The 22445-nt window shown below is 36.2% G+C and carries 14 protein-coding genes; 2 read left to right on the top strand and 12 right to left on the bottom strand.

Features of this window, described 5'->3' with window-relative positions:
- Nucleotides 1–3: 3 nt before the first annotated feature.
- The 11 genes from AB1280_RS22245 to AB1280_RS22195 all read right to left on the bottom strand — a co-directional run bounded on the left by AB1280_RS22245 (nucleotide 4) and on the right by AB1280_RS22195 (nucleotide 20446).
- Nucleotides 4–1551: a spore germination protein gene (locus AB1280_RS22245; protein WP_429757040.1), complete on the bottom strand. Its 1548-nt coding sequence runs from the start codon at nucleotides 1549–1551 to the stop codon at nucleotides 4–6.
- A gap of 220 nt (nucleotides 1552–1771) precedes the next feature.
- Nucleotides 1772–2152 carry a cell wall hydrolase gene (locus AB1280_RS22240; protein ID WP_429757393.1) on the bottom strand — a complete coding sequence of 127 codons (381 nt, stop codon included), beginning with the start codon at nucleotides 2150–2152 and terminating at the stop codon, nucleotides 1772–1774.
- A gap of 186 nt (nucleotides 2153–2338) precedes the next feature.
- Nucleotides 2339–4720, bottom strand: a complete 2382-nt coding sequence (locus AB1280_RS22235) for a Cna B-type domain-containing protein (RefSeq protein ID WP_429757039.1) — start codon at nucleotides 4718–4720, stop codon at nucleotides 2339–2341.
- A 1002-nt stretch (nucleotides 4721–5722) separates the two neighbouring features.
- On the bottom strand, nucleotides 5723–9814 hold the full coding sequence (locus tag AB1280_RS22230; protein WP_429757392.1) for a Cna B-type domain-containing protein: 4092 nt from the start codon (nucleotides 9812–9814) through the stop codon (nucleotides 5723–5725).
- Nucleotides 9815–11438: 1624 nt separating this feature from the next.
- Nucleotides 11439–12905 (bottom strand): catalase, encoded by a 1467-nt coding sequence (locus tag AB1280_RS22225; RefSeq protein WP_429757038.1) that lies wholly within the window; start codon nucleotides 12903–12905, stop codon nucleotides 11439–11441.
- Nucleotides 12906–13393: 488 nt separating this feature from the next.
- The gene (locus tag AB1280_RS22220) at nucleotides 13394–14101 is read right to left on the bottom strand and encodes a response regulator (RefSeq protein WP_429757037.1); all 708 of its coding nucleotides are present in this window, start codon (nucleotides 14099–14101) and stop codon (nucleotides 13394–13396) included.
- Complete coding sequence (locus AB1280_RS22215) at nucleotides 14094–15704, bottom strand: sensor histidine kinase (protein ID WP_429757036.1); 1611 nt, start codon at nucleotides 15702–15704, stop codon at nucleotides 14094–14096. Before AB1280_RS22215 ends, AB1280_RS22220 begins: the two co-directional genes overlap by 8 nt.
- A 426-nt stretch (nucleotides 15705–16130) precedes the next feature.
- Nucleotides 16131–17342, bottom strand: coding sequence for an NAD(P)-dependent malic enzyme (locus AB1280_RS22210; protein WP_429757035.1), 1212 nt, complete (start codon nucleotides 17340–17342; stop codon nucleotides 16131–16133).
- A gap of 68 nt (nucleotides 17343–17410) precedes the next feature.
- The gene (locus tag AB1280_RS22205) at nucleotides 17411–18757 is read right to left on the bottom strand and encodes a 2-hydroxycarboxylate transporter family protein (protein WP_272188499.1); all 1347 of its coding nucleotides are present in this window, start codon (nucleotides 18755–18757) and stop codon (nucleotides 17411–17413) included.
- A gap of 630 nt (nucleotides 18758–19387) precedes the next feature.
- Nucleotides 19388–19870 (bottom strand): CPBP family glutamic-type intramembrane protease, encoded by a 483-nt coding sequence (locus tag AB1280_RS22200; RefSeq protein ID WP_429757034.1) that lies wholly within the window; start codon nucleotides 19868–19870, stop codon nucleotides 19388–19390.
- A gap of 174 nt (nucleotides 19871–20044) precedes the next feature.
- Entirely contained in the window at nucleotides 20045–20446 is a 402-nt protein-coding gene (locus AB1280_RS22195; RefSeq protein WP_429757033.1) for a YxeA family protein, read from the bottom strand.
- A gap of 180 nt (nucleotides 20447–20626) precedes the next feature.
- Between AB1280_RS22195 and AB1280_RS22190 the strand changes: the two genes are divergently transcribed.
- Entirely contained in the window at nucleotides 20627–21139 is a 513-nt protein-coding gene (locus tag AB1280_RS22190; RefSeq protein WP_429757032.1) for a GrpB family protein, read from the top strand.
- Between the two features lie 2 nt (nucleotides 21140–21141).
- Entirely contained in the window at nucleotides 21142–21405 is a 264-nt protein-coding gene (locus AB1280_RS22185; protein ID WP_429757031.1) for a hypothetical protein, read from the top strand.
- 37 nt (nucleotides 21406–21442) lie between these two features.
- Here the strand turns inward: AB1280_RS22185 and AB1280_RS22180 are convergent, their stop codons facing one another.
- Nucleotides 21443–22426 (bottom strand): S66 family peptidase, encoded by a 984-nt coding sequence (locus tag AB1280_RS22180; RefSeq protein ID WP_429757030.1) that lies wholly within the window; start codon nucleotides 22424–22426, stop codon nucleotides 21443–21445.
- Nucleotides 22427–22445: the final 19 nt, after the last annotated feature.

The raw sequence follows: 22445 nt of genomic DNA, 5'->3' as shown, positions 1-22445 counted from the left end.
GTTTCACCTTTTGTTATGATTTTTTCCTTGTCGAACAGATTGGATAGCATCCGTACCTTTAGGACGATTTTTCATTGTCCATAAAGGAAGGCGAACGAAGGCATCCTTCATATCTGCAAAGCGAAACGGTGCTAATGGAGTACCATAAGGAGTTCCGAGTGATTCAAGGCTGATGAGATGCGCAACTAATGTCATCCACCCAATAACAATTCCGACAACTCCAAATAAAGCAGCTGACAACATCATAGGAAAGCGTAACAGCCTGATCGCCGCTCCCATATCATAATTAGGAATAATAAACGAAGCGATGGCCGTAACAGCAACAACAATGATCATAATGTTGCTGACAATTCCCGCTTGAACAGCAGCTTGTCCAATAATAATCCCGCCTACAATTCCAACTGTTTGACCAATCGGAGTAGGTAGCCGCAGGGCTCCTTCCCTCATCATTTCCAAAGTCATTTCCATAAGCAGGGCTTCCATAACTGGAGAAAAAGGGACACGCGTTCTTGATTCGGCAATAGATAAAAAAAGTTCTACAGGAATAACTTCAAAATTAAAGGAAATAAACGCAACGTAACTCGCAGGCAAAAATAAAGCAATCATAAAAGCAATAAAACGAAGTAGCCGAATAAACGAAGCGACTAGCCAACGTGTCCCGTAATCATCGACTCCTTGAAAAAAGGAGATGAAATTTGTTGGAGCAATTAATACGTTGGGAGAACGATCCACTACAGCTACAAATCTTCCTTGGAGAATATGAGATACAGCTACATCGGGTCTTTCAGTTAACATAAATTGTGGAAATGGTGAATACGGATTATCCTCAATAAATTCGATAAGTTCACCGGTACTCTCAACAGCATCGACTGTAATTCTTTGAATACGTGTTTCTAATTCTTTCAGCACTTCTTCTGAAGCTACATCTTTCAAATATAAAATAGAAATTCTCGTTTTACTCCGCATACCAATTATTATTTCTTTAACCATTAATTCGCGCTGAGGGATATATCTTCGAATCATGGCGACATTTTGTATTCCCGTTTCTACAAATGCTTGATGTGCACCTTTTAGAGATATTTCAATATGCGTATCTTCAATATTTCTTTGCGGCCACCCTTTCGTATCTAATTGATGCGCCGCCCTTTGTCCATGAATGAATAAAACACTATCTCCTCCCAAAATAGCATTTTCAATCCGGCCCCACGTATTAATCATTTCAACATGTCCTAGTGAAATTGGAAGTTCCGTATTCGCATCATAAACACTATCCATCAATGGAGTTAAAACATATTTTTGAATCGATAGCTTATCTGTTAGTCCAGACAAATACACTAAAGCTGCTTCTAATCCATCTCCTGACATTGAAAACCGCCGAATTACTAAATCAGGCGCTTGACGAAAGAGTTCCTGAAGCTCACCTATGTTTTTAGATAAATCCGTATCTAAGAGGGGGTCCTCTATATCTTCATCCTGAAAATCACGATCGTCGCGTTTTGAAAACGACTTAGGATTGCCCCTGCTTTTTAACCGTTTCAGAAATTTAACCATGAACTCCCCCACTTTCTACGTGCGTTTTATATTATTGTTTAGTATGCATTTCTTAAGGAAAAATATCCTAATAACTAGCAAGAGGCAGGGCCATAATGATTGTTATAGAGGCTCCAAAATAAAAAAGAAAGCCACCCGTTTTGAAAAAAGGTGGCTTTTTTGTATTTCAATTATCGTCGAAAGGTCTTTATTCTGTGCCAAATCGCCAATATATTTATCGTTACTTTCCGCTATATACTTTCGGGCATTCGTCTCCAGTTGGTTCGTAAAAACAATGATTTTTGTATTGTCCTGCATGAGGTTGATCCCACCACGTAGGAGGACAACTGCCAACTGGCCGGAAGAACCAAAGAGAATATACACCTGGCCATATACGAGCATAATTCAAACATTTTCTTGCCATTTCTTTGTCACTCTCTCTTGCTCTTTGATAAAAATACCCTTTCGTCGTTGCTTCAAACCCACCTGGCTGCTGATACACCATTTGCGTAATATTTGTAATTTGTTTAAAGTCTAGACAATCACACATAACACGATTCACACCAACTGTTCCTACTGCCATCATCCCTTGCTGCCCTTCTCCTTCTGCTTCTGCACGCATGAGACGAGCTAATAAGTCGACATCACTTTCTGTATACGCAATTCTCGTCACTTTTATCCCTCCGTTCTCACTATAACTATATGCAGAAATGATTATTTGTTTTAAAAAGACACGTTCTAAATAATAAAAAACCCGAGTAGCGACTTTTAACTTGTCTACTACTCGGGTTTTAGCATAATAAATTAATTACTTAACTCTTTGACGGAACAATAGCATTCCACCTAAAACAAACAACATCATACCTTCAGCTACTGAAATCATCCATGCTGGTGTTCCTCCTGTTTTAGGAAGTAACCCTTTCGTCTGATTACCTTCTTTAATAAATGGTGCTTCTGGATTCTTAACATTTTTGTTTGTGCTTGTACCCGCATCTGTACTTGTACCTGCATCTGTGCTCGTACCTGCATCTGTGCTTGTACCTGCATCTGTGCTTGTACCTGCATCTGTGCTTGTACCTGCATCTGTGCCTGTACCTGCATCTGTGCTTGTACCTGCATCTGTGCCTGTATCTGTCGTTTCCTTAATCTTTGTATTCGTAATGTCATAACCGTTTACTTCTGATTTGTATCCTGCTACTGCTTGTTCTTTTACTTCGTACTTATACGCTTTGCCGTCTGCATCGTACGCTTGTAGATTATCAAACGTGTACTTCCAATTGTTTGCTCCTGTTACGTCCTGCGTGTCAACTACTTGACCGTTTTGTAGTAAGTCGACTTTGATTTTGCTTGGGCGACCTTTCGCATTATCGTCTTTCCACGTCTTCGTTCCTTCTACTTTCGTTTGACCGACTTTTGTATTCGTAATGTCATAACCGTTTACTTCTGATTTGTATCCTGCTACTAATTGTTCTTTTACTTCGTACTTATATGCTTTGCCGTCTGCATCGTACGCTTGTAGATTATCAAACGTGTACTTCCAATTGTTTGCTCCTGTTACGTCCTGCGTGTCAACTACTTGACCGTTTTGTAGTAAGTCGACTTTGATTTTGCTTGGACGATCTTTCGCGTTATCGTCTTTCCACGTCTTCGTTCCTTCTACTTTCGTTTGACCAACTTTTGTATTCGTAATGTCATAACCGTTTACTTCTGATTTGTATCCTGCTACTGCTTGTTCCCTCACCTCATACGTATATGGGTTACCGTCATCATCATACGCAGGGATATTTGTAAATGAATAGTTCCAACCATTTGCGGCCGTTACATCTTGCGTTTGAACTACTTGACCCCCACGTATTAACTCTACTTTAATCGTACTTGGACGATCTGTGGCGTCATTGTCTTTCCATGTTTTTGTTCCGCTAACAGATGCCGTTTTCACCTTATTCGGAATCATTAACTTTACACCTTTTTGAGCGCTTGCCTCAACTGTAAAGTTTATCTTTTTCTGAGGATCAAAATCCACATAGTCTGGTGCTTTAATCTCTGTTACATAATAATTTCCTGGATCTAAATTAGACATTTCAACAATGCCCTTTGCACCTGTTGTATAAGTATCGCCAATTTGCTCTCCTGACTCTTTAAACAACTTAAAGGTAACATTTGGGATAAATTTCGTTTCATTTCCGTCAATATGCTTCACAATCCTTAGCGTACCTTTAGGTGGTAAATCACCTTGCGCACCGCCACCAGCGTTTATATTTTTAGCCCATGCATCCTTTGAAACAGTTACCGGTGGCTCATTTAGAATTTGGTAACTAATTTTATAATCATTATACAAATATTCTTCATTCATTCCGCTTTCAGTTATAATCGAGCTATAATGCATACCGAAATACTTCTTACTTACATAATTCTTATAGCCTCTAATGTCGAAAGAGTTACCGTTAAACGTAATCGTTCCATAGCCTTTATCCATAAATTGTTGAGGTGTTAAACTCTCATTTCCAACTATTATAGTAAAGCCTTCCTGCTTAAGTGTTTGACCCGATCGTAAAGTATCAGTCAAAACAACATCAGAACTTAACTCTTGCGAACCAGTCGTGTTTACATTCAACTGCCATTTTATTTCATTTGGGTTATCTGGATAAATGTCACCTGTTTTGTAAGTAAATGTCGTTGTACCCGTCCCCCCAGTTGGCCCTTTAATTGTTACCCTTTGATCAGCTAAACTTGTACCTAAATTTGTATCAACTGGTATCGTTTGATTCTCTCCTACATTACTAGTTGCTTTAAATTCAAAATACAAATAACCTCTAATATTTTGAAGTTTCTCAACCATATCATTAAATGTACATACCACATTCGTCGTCGATACTTGGCAAGTACCAAAGCTAACACCCGTATCATTCTTTAAGTCGATCGTTTTACCATATCCCGCTAGTTCAGAAGGGAGTGTTAATGTCAGTGTGTCTCCAGTCTTCATTTTATTTCCAGACTTATCACTGAAGTCAACTCTTAGTCCCGATCGTTCCCCGTAAATTAGATCCTTTTTGTCAAACATAAAACTATCTACAAACCCAGTTGTATTTAACTCCTCGGCGTTTGCGATGATAGGCATAAAACCTTTCCCTATAGTAAACATAAAAATCATTACAATGAAGAAAATTGATGTTACTCTTTTAAAATTCATACCCTATGGCATCCTCCTATCAATGATCTTTAGATGGATACTGGTACAATATGCTACGATATTAACCCTATTCCACTTTTATTGGTATATATTGGTTAAGTGATTTTAATGCAGCAAGTACCTAGCTCCTACCGTTTCAATAAACTACATTCTTAGATAGAAACTTCACTTCACATACGTTTCATACTTTCACTACCAATTATTAGTTTTTCTAATGTGCAACCAAACTCACTTATGTACTTTAGGATTATATTGATATATCTAGCATACGATGATAATATAAACAATGGAAAACTAGTTTCTTCCATTATTTACACGAAATCATACAAAATTAATTTGTACCGTATATACCATCTCTTTGTAAGCATAAAATAAAACTTCTCAGTAGAGGCTTACCATTCAGACTCTTGCTGGTAGTTATCTCCTACCTTCTTTCTTTTTTCAGAATCTTGGGGGTGAATGTTTTACTGACAAAAAAGTGGCAGGATAAATGTGCGGTTCATAACATTTCCATTTGCATACTATTACTCACACTAATTTCAAATGAATAGAATCAGTATGTCAAAGTTTCATAGCATGCATTTTTTCATCAAAACTTTTGCCTCTCCCATAAAAATACTTCTTATGCTCTTGTTTGTAATTTTAAAACTCTTCCGACAATAAAGATAGATTTTGTAATTAAAAAAATCATACAGCTATCCGAAAGATTACTATCAATAACACCTCCTATTCACCCCTATTCCTTATATATTCATATATACATATAAAAATGTCAATATTCAAAATTTTCATTAGACACATAATAGGCTTTCAATCCACACGAAAAAATTACAAATTACAAGCCATACTATCTTAATGAGATTCTCACCATAAACTACTTACTTCATAAATGATTGTAGACGGATGCTATTTTACTTGCATGAACCCATAACATCTCCTCTTAATAAAAAACCCGAATAGTAACTTTTAATTTGTCTACTACTCGGGTTACAGATAATCTAATTATTTTACTCTTTGACGAAGGAATAAGATTCCACCTAAAACGAACAATACCATGCCACCAAGCATTGAAATCATCTCTGCTGGTGTTCCTCCTGTTTTAGGAAGTAATACTGTCGTCTTATTGTTATCTTTAGTGGACGGTACTTTTGGATTCTCGATATTTGTGCTTGTACCTGTACCTGTGTTTACACTTGTACCCGAATCTGTTTTAGGATTATCTACTTTATCTGTCCATTCCTTAATCTTTGTATTCGTAATATCATAACCATTTACTTCTGATTGATATCCATCTACTGTTTGTTCTTTTACTTCATACTTATATGCTACTCCATTTGCATCATACGCTTGTAGATTATCAAACGTGTACTTCCAATTGTTTGCTACTGTTACGTCTTTCGTATCAACTACTTGACCATTTTGTAGAAGATCCACTTTGATCGTCGCTGGACGATCTGTTGCGTTGTTATCTTTCCACGTTTTCGTTCCTTCTACTGTTGTCTTTCCTACTTTTGTATTTGTGATGTCATAACCTTTCACTTCAGATTGATACCCTGGTACTGGTTGTTCTTTCACTTCATACTTGTACGCTACTCCGTTTGCATCGTACGCTTGTAGATTATCAAACGTGTACTTCCAGCCGTTTGCTGCCGTTACGTCTTTTGTATCAACTACTTGACCATTCTGTAGAAGGTCTACTTTGATCGTTGCCGGACGATCTGTTGCGTTGTTATCTTTCCACGTTTTCGTTCCTTCTACTGTTGTCTTTCCTACTTTTGTATTTGTGATGTCATAACCGTTTACTTCGGATTGATAACCCGGTACTGGTTGTTCTTTCACTTCATACTTGTACGCTACTCCATTCGAATCGTACGCTTGTAGATTATCAAACGTGTACTTCCAATTGTTTGTCGCCGTTACGTCTTTCGTATCAACTACTTGGCCGTTTTGTACTAGATCAACTTTGATTGTACTTGGACGATCTGTTGCGTTGTTATCCTTCCAAGTTTTTGTTCCTTCTAAGTTTACTTTTCCTACTTTTGTATTTGTGATGTCATAACCGTTTACTTTAGACTCGTATCCTGCTACTGGTTCTTCTTTCACTTCATACTTGTATGCTACTCCGTTCGTATCATACGCTTGTAGGTTGTCAAACGTGTACTTCCAGTTTGTTGCTGTGCTTACTTCTTTTGTATCTACTACTTTATCGTTTTGCAGTAAGTCTACTTTAATTGTGCTTGGACGATTTGGTGCATTATCATCGTTCCATGTCTTTGTTCCTTCTACTTTTGTTTGTCCTACTTTTGTATTCGTGATGTCATAACCGTTTACTTCTGATTGATATCCTGCCACCGGTTGTTCTTTCACTTCATACTTGTATGCTACTCCATTCGAATCGTACGCTTGTAGATTATCAAACGTGTACTTCCAATTGTTTGTCGCCGTTACGTCTTTCGTATCAACTACTTGGCCGTTTTGTAGTAAATCGACTTTAATTGTTGCCGGACGATCTGTTGCGTTGTTATCCTTCCAAGTTTTTGTTCCTTCTAAGTTTACTTTTCCTACTTTTGTATTTGTGATGTCATAACCGTTTACTTTAGACTCGTATCCTGCTACTGGTTCTTCTTTCACTTCATACTTGTATGCTACTCCATTTGCATCGTACGCTTGTAGTTTATCAAATGTGTAATTCCAGCCGTTTGCTGCCGTTACATATTGCGTAAGTAGGAACGTACCATTTTGGTATAAGTCTACCTTGATTGTTGCCGGACGATCTATTGCGTTGTTGTCCTTCCACGTCTTCGTTCCTTCTACTGTCAATTTCGCTACTTTTATGTTTGTAATGTTATAGCCAGTTACTTCCGTTTGGTATCCCGCTACCTGATGTTCTTTTACTGTGTACGCATAAGGAACACCATTTCCATCATATTGCGCTAAGTCTGTAAATGTGTAATTCCAATTGTTTGTCGCTGTTACGTCTTGTGTTTGGATCACATTCCCATTTTGCAATAGATCTACTTGGATTGTTGTTGGTCGATCTGATGCATTGTTATCCTTCCACGTTTTTGTTCCTTCTACTTTTGTTTGTCCTACTTTTGTATTCGTAATGTCATAACCGTTTACTTGCGATTTGTATCCTGTTACCGGTTCCTCCTGCACTGTATACGTGTAGGCTACTCCATTTGCATCGTACGCTTGTAGATTATCAAACGTGTACTTCCAATTGTTTGCCGCTGTTACATCTTTTGTATCAACTACTTGACCGTTTTGTAGTAAGTTGACTTTGATTGTTGAAGGACGATCTGTCGCATTGTTGTCTTTCCACGTTTTTGTTCCTTCTACTTTTGTTTGTCCTATTTTTGTATTCGTAATGTTATAACCAGTTACTTCTGATTTGTATCCTGTTACCGGTTCCTCCTGCACTGTATACGTGTAGGCTACTCCATTTGCATCGTACGCTTGTAGATTGTCAAACGTGTACTTCCAATTGTTTGCCGCTGTTACATCTTTTGTATCAACTACTTGACCGTTTTGTAGTAAGTTGACTTTGATTATTGAAGGACGATCTGTCGCATTGTTGTCTTTCCACGTTTTTGTTCCTTCTACTTTTGTTTGTCCTACTTTTGTATTCGTAATGTTATAACCAGTTACTTCTGATTTGTATCCTGCTACCTGATGTTCTTTTACTGTGTACGTGTATGCATTACCGTCGTTATCAAATGCTGGTATATTTGCAAACGTATAGTTCCAATTGTTTGCTGCTGTTACGTCTTGTGTTTGGATTACATTTCCACTTTGTAGTAAGTCTACTTGGATTGTTGTTGGTCGATCTGATGCATTGTTATCTTTCCAAGTCTTCGTTCCCGAAACAGATGTCGTTTTCACCTTATTTGGAACCATCAGCTTTACGCCATCTGCAGCATTTGCATCAATTGTAAAGGTTACTTTTGCTTGTGGATCGAAATCCAAATAGTTTGGAGCTGTGATCTCCTGCACATAGTAATTTCCTGGATCTAAATTAGGAACCTCAGCTCTACCTTGCGCATCCGTTGTATACGTACCGCCTATTTGTTCACCTGACTCTTTATACAACTTAAATTCAGCACCCTGAATAAACTTGTTTTCATCTCCAGCAACGTGCTTCACAATCCTTAACGTTCCTTTAGGTGGTAAATCACCTTGCGCACCACCACCTGAATTTATATTAGCTGTAGAAGCACTACCTGATTTAGATACCGGATTTTCATTCATAATCTTGTAATCCACTGTATACTTGTTAACGAAATCTTTTTGAGTCTTTCCACTTTGTGTTATATCAGCCTTATATTCAAAGGTAAAAGTAAGTCCACTCGCTTTATCTTTATTAATCACGGCTTTAAAAGAGTTATCGCCAATAAAGGTAACCTTACCATAACCTTGATCTTCAAATGCTTGCACCGTCATAGGAGCAGCAAATCCACCAATACGGAGACTATCTTTATTAAGTGTTTGACCCTCTTGCAGAGTATCTACCAAAACAATATCACTATCTAAATTTTGTTTTGTTCCATTCACACTCAAAACCCAACGTACCTCATCGGTGTTTTCTGGAGCGATTGAACCCGTTTTGGAGTCAAATGTCGATGTTCCTGAACCCGTTGGACCGATAATCGTTACTGGTTGTTTTTGTAATTGTGTACCTAGATTTGTTTCAATGGTTAACCTTTCATTTGCTCCTACATTATCAGTTGCTTTAACTTCAAAATAAAAATTCCCTCTAATATTTAAAAGTTTTTCAACTGTATCACTAAATGTACATACCACATTAGTTGGAGTTACTTGACAAGTACCAAAATTCTGACCTTGTTCATCGTTCAACGGAATCGTTTTCGTGAATCCTTTTAACTCTGGAGGTAACGCTAATGTTAGTGTATCTCCAGCCTTCATTTTATTTCCAGATTTATCACTAAAGTTAACTTTTATTCCTGTACGTTCTCCGGTATTTAGTGTCGTTTTATCAATCGTAAAACTATCAACAAACCCACTTGTACTTAATTCTTGCGCTTTTGCTATTATAGGCAACAAACTCTGGCCTATCGTAAACATAAAGATCATGATAATCGAAAAAATAGAAGTTACTTTTTTCAAATAATGGTAATAGGTAAACCTTTGAAGCCATCTCCAGCTTTTCCCCCACCCCACACCGTGCGTGCGACTTTCACCGCACACGGCGTTCCATCTAATCAACAAGTTCGTTTCGTAAGCGTAGTTATCGCTATCTTTATGTAAGGGGATTATGACTCACTTGTTTATTTAGACTCGGGGCCTTTCCTCCACTCCTTATTATCAGAGTTTCATCGGTACTACACCCCTGCTGCCATCCCTATTCATAACTCTTTCACAGCTTAGCCGTGCCGTTCCCCAAGTTATTACTACATCGTTAGAGACTTCTGACGTTCCAAAACTGCTAGGTATATAACTATACGTAGGTCCTGCCTTTGTCCCGATTACCACTTCAATCAGAAGTTAAAGCAACCCATTAGCTTTATCCATCACAAACTGTATGATATTTGTTTTGGAGGTAATAACGCCCATTTCTAGGAACGGATTTACGAGACGTACATTCAGCAGTTCGTCATTGAGTGCTCAAATTCTAACCATATATAGTTCCCTGTCCGCATCACTTTCGCAGTATGTTTAACCTTTCCTCAGCCTCACCTGTTAGGGCTACTCGATGCGACTTTACCCCGCTTCACACGCAGTCGTTACCAATTACGCATGGGGGAGTATTAACAGCCATCTAGTCGTAAGATTTGTTTAGGTATCTCACCGTGGTCTCACAGTTTCAGTTATTACTAACAATCGTTAGTCCAGACAATCCTTCGAGAGTGAACTCGATTTCTGCCTAACGTCACACACCATACTCTTTATCCGCCTCCTAACGAATAATATTAAGATGGCTTTTGGTACAAATGTACAATCAGAATGATTTGATAGCTGCTAGTATTTTGTCTTTTTTTTGTTTTTATAAACTTAGAAACTTGATTTCTATATATATTTCTAATCGATTTTTATAAACTAACCACTAAATCTTATAATCTAAATATTGACATATCTCGTAAGCAATGATAATATACTAATTAGCTAAATTATGTTTTATTATCATTTCTATCAAATCATATAAATTGAAATTGTACCGTATTACCATCTCGTGCTGAGCATAAATGCCTGGTTCATAATGTTTTCAATTAAACCATTGATTTGTTCATATTATATAAATCCAATTTTAAAATACGGCATAAACGATTTCTCTCTATGTGAGATTAATCATAGGCAACAAGCTCAGCCATGTCCTAGTTTTAATGAGGATTTATATTTTTTTATTTCTAGATTCATTACATCAACATGTTCAATTTTGATACTTCAAATTTTTTTGATTCCCTCCTTAAAGGCCCTCTCATGCTCTTGTCCGAAATTTTACAACATTTTTGACAATAATAATATTTTTTAAATTATTGTAATTAGTTTTGTAATTTAAAAAAGTGTATAATTCCACCGAAATAATATATATCCATATTCGTGACATTTACATCCGGCCATGCTGATTTCTTTTTGTTTTCAAGCTTACATGTGATAAGAAAAGGCACTGGCCGTTTCTATGCACGGCCAGATCCTCTCGCCCACCTAAAAAGAAAGGGGTTTTTAGGGTTTTTACTTATATATATCATTAAGGTGTCTCTTACTTCACAGGTCCTCCCACATACGCTGAAATATCAACATGTAACGCTTGCGCTAAACGCATACCGTATTCTTGATCTGCACGAAAGAAGTTACAAATCGCAAGCAATTTCGTTTGTTCATTTACACCTTTTAAATCATTTGCCAAGTTCGCAATTAAGTTATCTTGTTCTTCTTGAGAGAAGGAACGATAACGCTCACCAGCTTGCTCAAAATCGTTTGGTTTCTCAATCTTTTCACGCGATACATAACCTTCAAGTTTCATAGTTGAATCTCGGTATGCTGGATCTTCACTTGGATTTTCCGCATGACGACTTGGTTCATAATTAATTGTAGACGGTTGTTGGTTTACTTGCATGAAACCATCACGTTGTTGATTATGCACAGCTGCGTACGGGCAGTTTACAGGGATTTGCAAGTAATTTGCCCCTAAGCGATAACGCTGTGTATCCGGATAAGAGAACAAACGTCCTTGTAATAATTTATCCTCAGACGGTTCAATACCAGACACAGTTGCACTTGGTGAAAATGCCGCTTGCTCAACTTCTGCAAAGAAATTTTGTGGGTTACGATTTAACGTCATTGTACCTACTTCCATTAATGGAAAACGGTCTTCCGGCCACAATTTTGTTGGATCTAGCGGATCAAACTCTAAGGAATCCATTTCATCTAGTTTCATAACTTGTACGTGAAGATCCCATTTCGGGTAATTTCCCCGCTCGATTGCATCAAATAAATCACGAGTTGCATGGTTAAAATCTTTTCCTTGCATTTGTTCTACTTCTTTTACATTAAAGTTACGTACACCTTGCTGTGGCTTCCAATGATATTTCACGTATACAACCTCGCCATTTTCGTTTACCCATTTAAATGAATGGACACCGAATCCTTCCATTTCGCGGTAGTTTGCAGGTGTGCCGTAATCAGAAAATACCCAAGTTAACATATGAGTTGATTCTGGTGTTAGCGTCATGAAATCCCAGTAACGATCTGGTGTTTGAATATTTGTATTGGGCGCTGGTTTTAAAGAATGAACCATATCTGGGAATTTGATTGCATCACGAATGAAAAATACAGGTAAATGGTTACCAACAAGATCATAGTTCCCTTCTTCTGTATAAAACTTCACCGCAAAACCTCTTGGATCACGAGCTGTTTCTGGAGACCCTTGCCCATGAATAACCGTTGAGAAACGAACAAATACAGGTGTTTCTGTTCCTTCGTTCTGCAAGAATGCTGCTCTTGTATATTCTTTCATACTATTTTTTGTTACGAAAACACCATGAGCACCAGCACCACGCGCATGTACAACGCGCTCAGGAATACGTTCACGATCAAAATGAGCTAATTTTTCTACTAAATGATAATCCTCTAATAATACTGGCCCGCGACGACCTGCTGCACGAGAATTTTGATTATCTCCTACAGGAGCACCTTGGTTTGTTGTTAAGCGATTATATCGGTTCATTATAGAGCCTCCTATTATATAATAATTACTTATTTAAAATAATTATAAAGTAATTATTATTAAAAACATGATTTTTGTCAACCATTTTCATGAAAATTTTAAAAATTATTTTCACTAAATGATTAATTCCGCTCTAAATCACCTCCATATCTCTACTCAATAATGTTTGTATACTATAAAACAAAGAAAAAGTAGCCGTTACACAGACATATCAGTCACACAAAAATAGAGAAAAACTTAAAAAGTTTGATTTTTCAGTCTATTTTTCCGAAAAATAATTTGCTACTTCCTCTTTGTGATTTCAAGTCTAACACCAAAAATACACGACATCAAGACATGAAATGACAATATTCTAAATAATTCGACATCATTATACAATTCAACTTAAAAATGTTTACATAAAAGTGATTGTGATCCCTAAATACGTTGATGTTCAACAAAAAAACTGTCCCAAAAAAGCCGTTATGTAACGACCTTTTGGGACAGTTTCATATATATAAATGTATTTTACTTTCATCAATACAACGTAATTTACTCACCGGTCTTCCAACTTGCTGATACACCATTTCATTTTCTAAAGCTCCAATTTCAATTAAAAACATGACATACTTTCGAATAGAAACCCTGGAAATTCCAACTAATTGCGCCATTTCTTCCGTTGTAAATGTTTTTCCATGCAGCAATTGTATCTGTTTCCAGACTAACTGCAAGGTTTGCTTTGTTAATCCTTTCGGAAGCACTTTACTTACAGGAGATTCTTTTTTTTCTTTCTGTAAGATCAATTCATCTAGTTCAGATTGATTAATATTAGGCTGTTCCTTCATAAATTTAAATTTTTCACGATAAGCAGATAATGCTTCCTTAAAACGCTCAAACGTAAATGGTTTTATTAAATAATCTACAACTCCATACTGCAGCGCCTTTTTAATACTTACCATATCATGCACTGCTGAAATCATCATCACATCAATCTCTTTTTCTTTATTCCGAATATCCAACAACAATTCAAACCCAGTATCACCAGGCATAAAAATATCAAGCAATATAAAATCTATTTGAGATTCCTCTAGTACCTGTAACGCTTCGTCTACAGAGTTAGCTGTACGAACAAGTTCAAACCCGCCAACTTGTTCTAAATAATGCTTATTTAGCATCGCTACCATTGGATCATCTTCTACAATTAAAACTTTAATCATCTTCCATCTCTTCCTTACTTTTATATGGTGTTTCAATTGTGATTGTTGCTTGCTCTCCTAATACTGAATCAATATGTATATTTCCTTTTATACGTTCTATACTTTCTTTCACAAGATATAAGCCATATCCGCGATTTTCTCCTTTTGTAGAATACCCTTTGACAAATAGTTTATCTATTTCTTCTTTCTTAATTCCCTTCCCTGTATCTGTAACTCTCACTATCAATTTATCATTATATTCAATTGTAACATTTACCTTCTTATATTTACAATCCACTACTGCATCTAAAGCATTATCAATTAAATTCCCCACAATTGTAATGAGTTCATGAATAATCCCCTCATCATCTGGATGTGGTAAATAAGAATCTTCACTGATCGTTAATTCTATTCCTTTTTCTCTCGCATAGCTAAGTTTCCCAAGTAAAAAGCCGGCAAACACAGGATTTTTTATCTTCCGCATCACATCACCAATTTCGTATTGATGTTCTGATACCATGCTGCTAACATACGTTTCTAATTGTTCATAATGCTTCATATGTGTTAGCCCTAATACAACATGCATCTTATTCATAAATTCATGAGATTGTGCACGCAAAGCCTCTGCATATAGTCGAATACCGGTTAACTGCTCTGCTAATTTTCTTATTTCCGTTTTATCACGAAATGTTGCAATCGCACCAACAATTTCTCCCTTTACGTATAATGGAACTCGATTCGAAACAATTGTGATACCATGCATACTATGTTCCTCATCAAACTGCGCTACTCCCGTTTGTAATACTTCTTTTATCCTTGAATTCGGCATGTATTTCTTAATGTCTTCACCAATAAACTCTTCTTTAATCCCGCTTTTCTCAATTAACCGCCTGGCTTCGTTATTAATTAAAGTAATTCTCGCATCCCTATCAATTGCGATAATTCCTTCTTTGACAGATTGTAACATTGTATTGCGTTCTTCTAAAATTTTGGAAATTTCATTAGGTTCGAGGCCAAATAAAATTTTCTTAATATGTCTAGCTAATAAAATAGCCCCTATAACCCCTACTAAAATCCCAACACTGACACCTATGTACATAATATGTCTACTCTGTTCGACCATCTCTTCTACATTATCAGCTGAAATTCCAACAGCCACAACCCCTATTTGTTTTTTCGTTTCAGAAAAGATTGGTACAAATACTCGCACAGACTTTCCTAATGTTCCATTTGCTGTTGATACGTACTCTTTTCCTTTCAAGGCCGTCGCTTCATCGCCTCCAACGAAATGTTGGCCAATTTTCGTTGGATCTGGATGAGATTTTCGTATCCCATTCATATCCATAACGACAATGAATTGAACATCTGTATTTTTTAAAAGCCGATTCACATTCGGCTGAACTTCAGATTCATCTTTTCTTCCCGATAAAGCATCGATTACGAGCGGTGAATTTGCTGTAATACGTGCAACTGCTTTCGCTTTTTCTATTTGAGTTTCTTCTGTCGTGCGCTCGACATGATGACTAATTAAAATATCAGTTACAAGTAAAGCAAAGACAACTACAGCACATACTAAAAATGCAATAGTTTTCTGCAAGCTCCAAAACTTCTTACTTTTCTTCATCCCGCCTTTTCCCCCTGTGTTTTCTATATTCCGTGCGAAATCTATAATACTGATTCTTTACAATGAAAACAACTTTTTTCTTAAGTAAGATTATATATACTATTTTACTCATTGAGCTACAAAGAAAATCTAGAGAAACTTTCAATAAAATTGGGGATTACGGTATTTCCCTACCGCATGCTAGGATTAAAATTAAAGGTGAAAGCCAATGCATGTCATGGTGTATTCGGCATAGCAGCGACTTATATGTTAAGTGTTAAACAAATAGGCATTTATAGGAAAGAAATAAAAATTCTCCCCACCTCTTAAAGATGGGGAGAATTTTCAAAAATAAGTGATAGTACTCAACTTAGACATATACTACCTACATCTTTTAGATTGGTATTATATCCAAGTTCAATATATTTTTTGTATGAAAGCTTAATTCTACTGTTCGATTGCATAGTTTGGCACTTTTTTAATTTGTGCCACACCTGATTCAATTGCAGCTTTTGCTACCGCAGCTGCTACACTTGGTACAACTCTTTTATCTAACGGATTTGGAATTACATAATTTGCATTTCGTTCTTCATCTGTAATGATGTTAGCAATTCCATATGCTGCAGCTAATTTCATTTCCTCTGTAACATCTGTCGCACGTACATCTAATGCACCGCGGAATATCCCCGGGAATGCTAATACATTGTTCACTTGGTTTGGATAATCAGAACGTCCTGTTCCAACAACAGCTGCCCCAGCTTCTAGTGCCTCTTCTGGGAATATTTCTGGTACTGGATTCGCCATTGCAAATACAATCGGATTTTCATTCATTGTCTTCACATGCTCTTTTGTTAATACGTTAGGAGCAGATACGCCAATAAAAATATCTGCGCCTTGAATCGCTTCTTTTAATGTTCCGCGTACATGTTTGCGATTTGTTTCTTTCGCAATCTCGACTTGTGCAGGGTTCATCCATGATTCTCCCTCGCAAACGATACCTTCTAAACTTACTAACGTCATATGCTCAGCGCCTGCTTTTAGTAACAATTTCCCAATCGCAATCCCTGCAGAACCAGCACCATTTATAACAATTTTCACTTCATCCATTGTTTTATTTACTACTTGTAACGCGTTAAGAACTGCCGCTAAAACAACAATTGCTGTTCCATGCTGATCATCGTGGAACACTGGAATATTTGTTTCTTCTTTTAAACGTTTTTCAATTTCAAAACAGCGCGGCGCTGCAATATCTTCTAAATTAATCCCTGCAAATGTTGGTTCTAAATTTTTAACGATGGTTACGATTTCATCTACGTCAGTCGTTCCAAGACAAAGCGGGAATGCATCGACATTCGCAAACTTTTTAAATAAAATACTTTTTCCTTCCATAACAGGCATAGCTGCTTTCGGTCCAATATCACCTAAGCCAAGTACTGCTGTTCCATCTGAGACAACCGCAACCATATTACCACGCGCTGTATAGTCATAAGCTGTTTCTTCATCTGCCGCAATTGCCTTACAAGATTCCGCTACACCTGGTGTATATGTCAAACTTAAATCATCAGCTGAATTCACTTCTACTTTACTTGTAATTTCAATTTTCCCTACTAATTCTTTATGAAGTAATAACGAACGTTCTTTAATTTGACTCTCTAACATAGAAATAATCTCCTCCTAATTTTACAAGCTAGCTACGTCTTTACATAGCTAGCTTGTTAGATGTTACATTACGAAAACATTTTTAATAAAATTGATGCTGTTACAACCATTGCCGCTCCGCCTAAACGCGTTGAAATTTGTGCAAACGGCATTAATTCCATACGGTTTGAAGCTGATAAAATTGCAACGTCTCCTGTTCCGCCTAATCCGCTATGACATCCTGTTACAATCGCAGATTCAACCGGGAACATTTTCATGACTTTTCCAATAAAGAAACCAGTCGCGATCATTGTGATTACCACAGATGCACACACCGCAACATATCCAACTGAAAGAACAGCTGCTACATCTTTTAACGGAATGTACAGTATTCCTAAACCAACCATTAATGGCCACGTTAAGCTTGTTGAAATAAATTTGTATAAGTGATATGCACCTTGCTCCATTTTTGCTGGCATTAATTTAAAGTACTTCACAAGTGCCGCTGAGAAAATCATAATGATTGCCCCTGGAATACCAATAAATTTAGAAGCCAATCCACCGAAAATAAAGAACGTACATGCGATTAATAAACCTGCTCCCATTAATGAGAAGTCAATTGGTTTTTCTGTATTTTGTTCTTTTAATAAGTCATCTTGATTACCTGTTTTTACTAATACACCATTACCGCTAAGTTCTGGTTTTTTCTCACCTAATCGCTTCATGTATCCAGCGCCTACAATCGCAAACATATTTCCGATAACCGCTGCTGGAATAAGCTGAGATACAAATGTTGCTGATGATTGATTTAAAATCTCACTGTATGCTAAGGAAAGTGGTAAAATTCCTTCTCCAATACCACCGCTCACAATTGGTACAATGATAAAGAAGAACGTTCTTTTCATTTCAAATCCGAATAATGATCCAACTAATAATCCAACTGCAATCGAAGCAAGCGTTCCTACAACTAACGGAATAAACATACGAATAAACCCTTGTACTAACACCTTGCGGTTCATTCCTAAAACACTTCCGACTACTAAACAAGAAATGTATAGATATAAAAAGTTTGATTTTTTCATTAACATATTCACAGCATTCATTGATGCTGGGTTGATCCAGTTAAAGAACACGAGTAATGACGGAATAAATAATGAAAGAATTGCTGGTCCACCAATGTTCTTTAAAATTGGAATTCTCATTCCGATATCGCCTAAGAAAATCCCCATAATCATAATAACTGCAAATCCGCCAATCATATCTGCTGGCAACTTATTATATACAGATGCTCCGTAAATAACCGCTGCTAGTACAAGATATAATGGTAACGGTATAACACCAATTTTTATATTCATGATTTTTGAAACGAATGTATCCGGCTTTGTTTCTACCTCACCTGTAGATGACATCGTTTCCACTTGCTTTTGAATTCCCATAGAGGCCCCCCCTTATGTTGTTATTTACAATATTAAAACGCTTTCAATAGTAATAATAGATTTTGTAAGTTTTGTAAGTGGTTTTGTAATTAAAAAAAGAGGTCAGACCATTTTTTTGATCTAACCTTTCTAATCATACATTTCCCTTGACTTCTTTGATTTTGGACACTTTTTATCCTGCAACTACAAAAAGAATATACAGTATTACAGGAGTATGATCAGCCGAAAAAACACAAAGGTGATTCAATCATGAATACAATTGATGCTTTGGCAAAGAATGCGCCGTTGTTGGCAGTGTTAATTACTGTCCTTTGTATACCTTTTTATTTGATTAAGAAAGCAAAACGTGTGAACTAAAATAAAGGCATGCTAGATAGCAACAATCTAGCATACCTTTATTTTGTTATGCAGTTTTATACTTTTTATTTTTAATGCTATATACAACATCTAGAAATGCAATAAGGAATAAGATTGCAGAAATACTATGAAACCAAGAAAATTTATGATCAACAAAAAAATCCCTATACAAATCCGTACATTTCAACAAAAATAAAATTCCAAAACAACATGCAAAAAACTTTAATGATTTTAGACTTTTCATTAGTCTATTCACCCTCTACAATTAAAAGTTTATCCAAAATTGGAAGCAAGTAACGAAATTAAGTTATGGAGTAAATGAATCCAAAATACAACCCAAAATGCAGACATCGCTACATCAACTTTTTCATTTTTCTTTTCATACAGCCAATACGCATAGTTATAAAGTAGTCCGATTAACACTACTCCTACTATATAAGTAATTCCAAATGGATGATTTAAACCAAATATAATGGATGCAATTACAATAATCAGGATGTCTTTTTCACGAATCCAAGGAATACAACGAAAAATCCAAAACAAAAACACCTGAAAGATTAACGTTTCAGATAAAGGTGCCCAAAATAATGCTGCTATTATTTGCAATAAAATAGTTTCTTGTGTAATTGGATGTTTTGAAATTTCCGGTAAAATAAAAGTTAATGGAATTATAATGACAAACGTTGCAATCGTCATGAGTATGATAAACCACGGTGTTTTCAAATTCCATAAATATCGGTTTATTTGTGTCGCCATATGTATGTTCTCCCGTTGTCTAAAGAGTCATTTTATTCAAATATTTCTTTTTTAATATAACATGTTTTCTATACCATTATAAGGAAAAATGCAAAATTGCATTTTTCACTGCTAAACAATTGATATTTCAATAAAACAAGCAGCTTATGGATCTAGTTTCCACAAGCTGCTTGTTTATTTCACACTTAACTTTTCTTTCGCTTTCACAGGTATTTCCTTAGTCGTTATTTCTTTATATCTTTCAATTTCATTTGTTTTGTCAGGGTATTCACCACTTACATGCACACGCAGAAATGCCCCTATTCTTAAGTTTTTCGTTGCAAAAAATTTAACCGTTTCTTCATTTCCTTTTTTATCATAGGCTTTCATTGTATACCAATACACGGACTGTTTTTTTCCATCATTATCTTCCACAGACTCTTCTTTTCCATTCTCTGTAATTTGAACGTAATATTCTTTTGCTATCCATTTTTTTATATCTATTGCATCATTTTTTTCAGCAACAGCTAGCACTACCATTGAAGATACGGAAAATAATAGCATAAATAACGTAATCCCTATTACATATTTCTTCAAGTGAATCCACCTCATCTGTTCATTTACTATGTCTGTTTGAATCATAAAAGTTTTATATATGATTTGTTATCGATTTACATGACAGCAACATTACATTTTTGTAATGTTCCCCTATCCTCATCGCACGTATTATTTGTGATAAGATGAAGGTAAATTAAGGAAGTGGGAGGGAGGACATATATGGACAAACCCGTTGTCATTGAGGAATATACGCCAAATTGGGCATTACAGTTTAAAGAAGAACAGCAAATGATTAAAAATAGTATAGGCGATACAGCAATTTCTATTGAACATATCGGAAGTACATCTGTCGAAGGATTAAGCGCAAAACCAATCCTTGATATAATGGTTGGCGTTCGTGATCTTAACGACATAGATGCGTTTATTGAGCTATTGAAAATAATTGGATATGAACATGTATTTCATCAAGAATTTCCAAATAGAAGATTCTTTCGAAAAGGATTATGGAGAGCAGGAACGCATCATTTACACATTTATCGATATGGTAGTGAGGAATGGAATCATAACCTTTTATTTCGTGAGTATATAAGAAATCACCCGAATGTGCGTCAACAATATGAGCAATTAAAAAAGGAATTAGCGAATAAACATCGTTTTGATAGAGTTGCATACACAAATGCAAAAGCGCCGTTTATCGTAGATGTTATTCAAAAAGCGAAGAAGGAGAGATAAATGTGGATTATTTACTTCTAACAGCAGTTATCGTTTTAGGCATATTTTATGTTTCCGGTCAGTTAAACAACATTCATACGAGATTAAAACGAACAGAAGATAAATTAGATCAAATCGCTAAACACTTGGAACTACCTGAGCATGACATTAACGAAGAACTTCGCCAGCTAGTGAAAGATGGAGATACAATCAAAGCAATCAAGAGAGCGCGAGAGATTTTAGGATTGTCATTACTGGAAGCTAAAAATTATGTTGATTCTTTATAGCACTATAAAAGCTAGCAATAAGCTAGCTTTTTGCATTTTAAAATTCCAAAATTCGAACTGTCTTCTGCGTCGCATTTAATTCTACTGTCCCGCCAATAGGCATTGTAACAATAGGATGTGTGTGACAACAGTCAAAATCAGCTAAGATTGGAATATCAATGTCTCCCATTACTTCGAGCAAAATATCAGATGGTGTTAACCCTGTCCCTTGATCGTCAAATTGTTCATGCTTTCCTAAGATGATGCCGCCAATCTTTTCGAATACACCGTTTATTTGTAAGAAACTAAAATGTTTTTCAACGATTGCTGCTGTTTTTTTACAGTCTTCAATCATTAAAATATCTCCCTTTCGAATAACAGGCATATAAGGGCTTCCCCATATACTTAACATCGTCATTAAATTTCCCGCTATTAACCGACCAGTTACTACGCCTTCCTTTACACAAACCCATTCATTCGGATAACTTGCTTTAGAACGAGTTTGTGTCTGCCAATTTAATTGCTCATCTGTCCAAACAGGATATACAGGATACTCATATGGGAGTGCTGCATTTTTTATTAACACATCTTCAAATGATGAAAATGTATCATTTACATATGGAGGCAATTCCCCCAATGATGAAATAAGGGACGGTCCATAAAATGTTGTCATACCCGTTTTCGCATAAATACCTAACAAGATGGCCGTGACATCAGAATACCCAACGAAAATCTTCGGATGTTTTCTTATTTCTTCGTATTCTAAATAAGGAAGTAATGAATTCGAATTGCTTCCTCCAACAGATGACATGATACACTTAATCTCTGGATTCTGAATAAGTTGGTTCAACTCTTGAGCACGATCTTTTATACTGCCAGATCGATAACCATCACATTTTCCAGTAAGACTTCCTTCAACGATAATAAATCCTTTACTTTCCATAAACTGTTTCGAACGTTCGAACCGATTAGATGATGTATATGTACCAGGCAATGATGGTGAAAAAACTCCTATTTTATCTCCTTTGTTTAGCTGAAACACTTCTTTTCACTCCTATATA

The organism is Bacillus sp. S10(2024) (assembly GCF_050473865.1).
GTDB lineage: Bacteria > Bacillota > Bacilli > Bacillales > Bacillaceae_G > Bacillus_A.
This window is presented reverse-complemented; position numbering and strand designations above follow the sequence as displayed.

Bases quoted from the DNA above. Each gene is read 5' to 3' on its own strand.
- AB1280_RS22245 (WP_429757040.1), bottom strand. From the start codon at position 1,551: ATGGTTAAATTTCTGAAACGGTTAAAAAGCAGGGGCAATCCTAAGTCG.
- AB1280_RS22240 (WP_429757393.1), bottom strand. From the start codon at position 2,152: ATGCGTGCAGAAGCAGAAGGAGAAGGGCAGCAAGGGATGATGGCAGTA.
- AB1280_RS22235 (WP_429757039.1), bottom strand. From the start codon at position 4,720: ATGAATTTTAAAAGAGTAACATCAATTTTCTTCATTGTAATGATTTTT.
- AB1280_RS22230 (WP_429757392.1), bottom strand. From the start codon at position 9,814: ATGATCTTTATGTTTACGATAGGCCAGAGTTTGTTGCCTATAATAGCA.
- AB1280_RS22225 (WP_429757038.1), bottom strand. From the start codon at position 12,905: ATGAACCGATATAATCGCTTAACAACAAACCAAGGTGCTCCTGTAGGA.
- AB1280_RS22220 (WP_429757037.1), bottom strand. From the start codon at position 14,101: ATGATTAAAGTTTTAATTGTAGAAGATGATCCAATGGTAGCGATGCTA.
- AB1280_RS22215 (WP_429757036.1), bottom strand. From the start codon at position 15,704: ATGAAGAAAAGTAAGAAGTTTTGGAGCTTGCAGAAAACTATTGCATTT.
- AB1280_RS22210 (WP_429757035.1), bottom strand. From the start codon at position 17,342: ATGTTAGAGAGTCAAATTAAAGAACGTTCGTTATTACTTCATAAAGAA.
- AB1280_RS22205 (WP_272188499.1), bottom strand. From the start codon at position 18,757: ATGGGAATTCAAAAGCAAGTGGAAACGATGTCATCTACAGGTGAGGTA.
- AB1280_RS22200 (WP_429757034.1), bottom strand. From the start codon at position 19,870: ATGGCGACACAAATAAACCGATATTTATGGAATTTGAAAACACCGTGG.
- AB1280_RS22190 (WP_429757032.1), top strand. From the start codon at position 20,627: ATGGACAAACCCGTTGTCATTGAGGAATATACGCCAAATTGGGCATTA.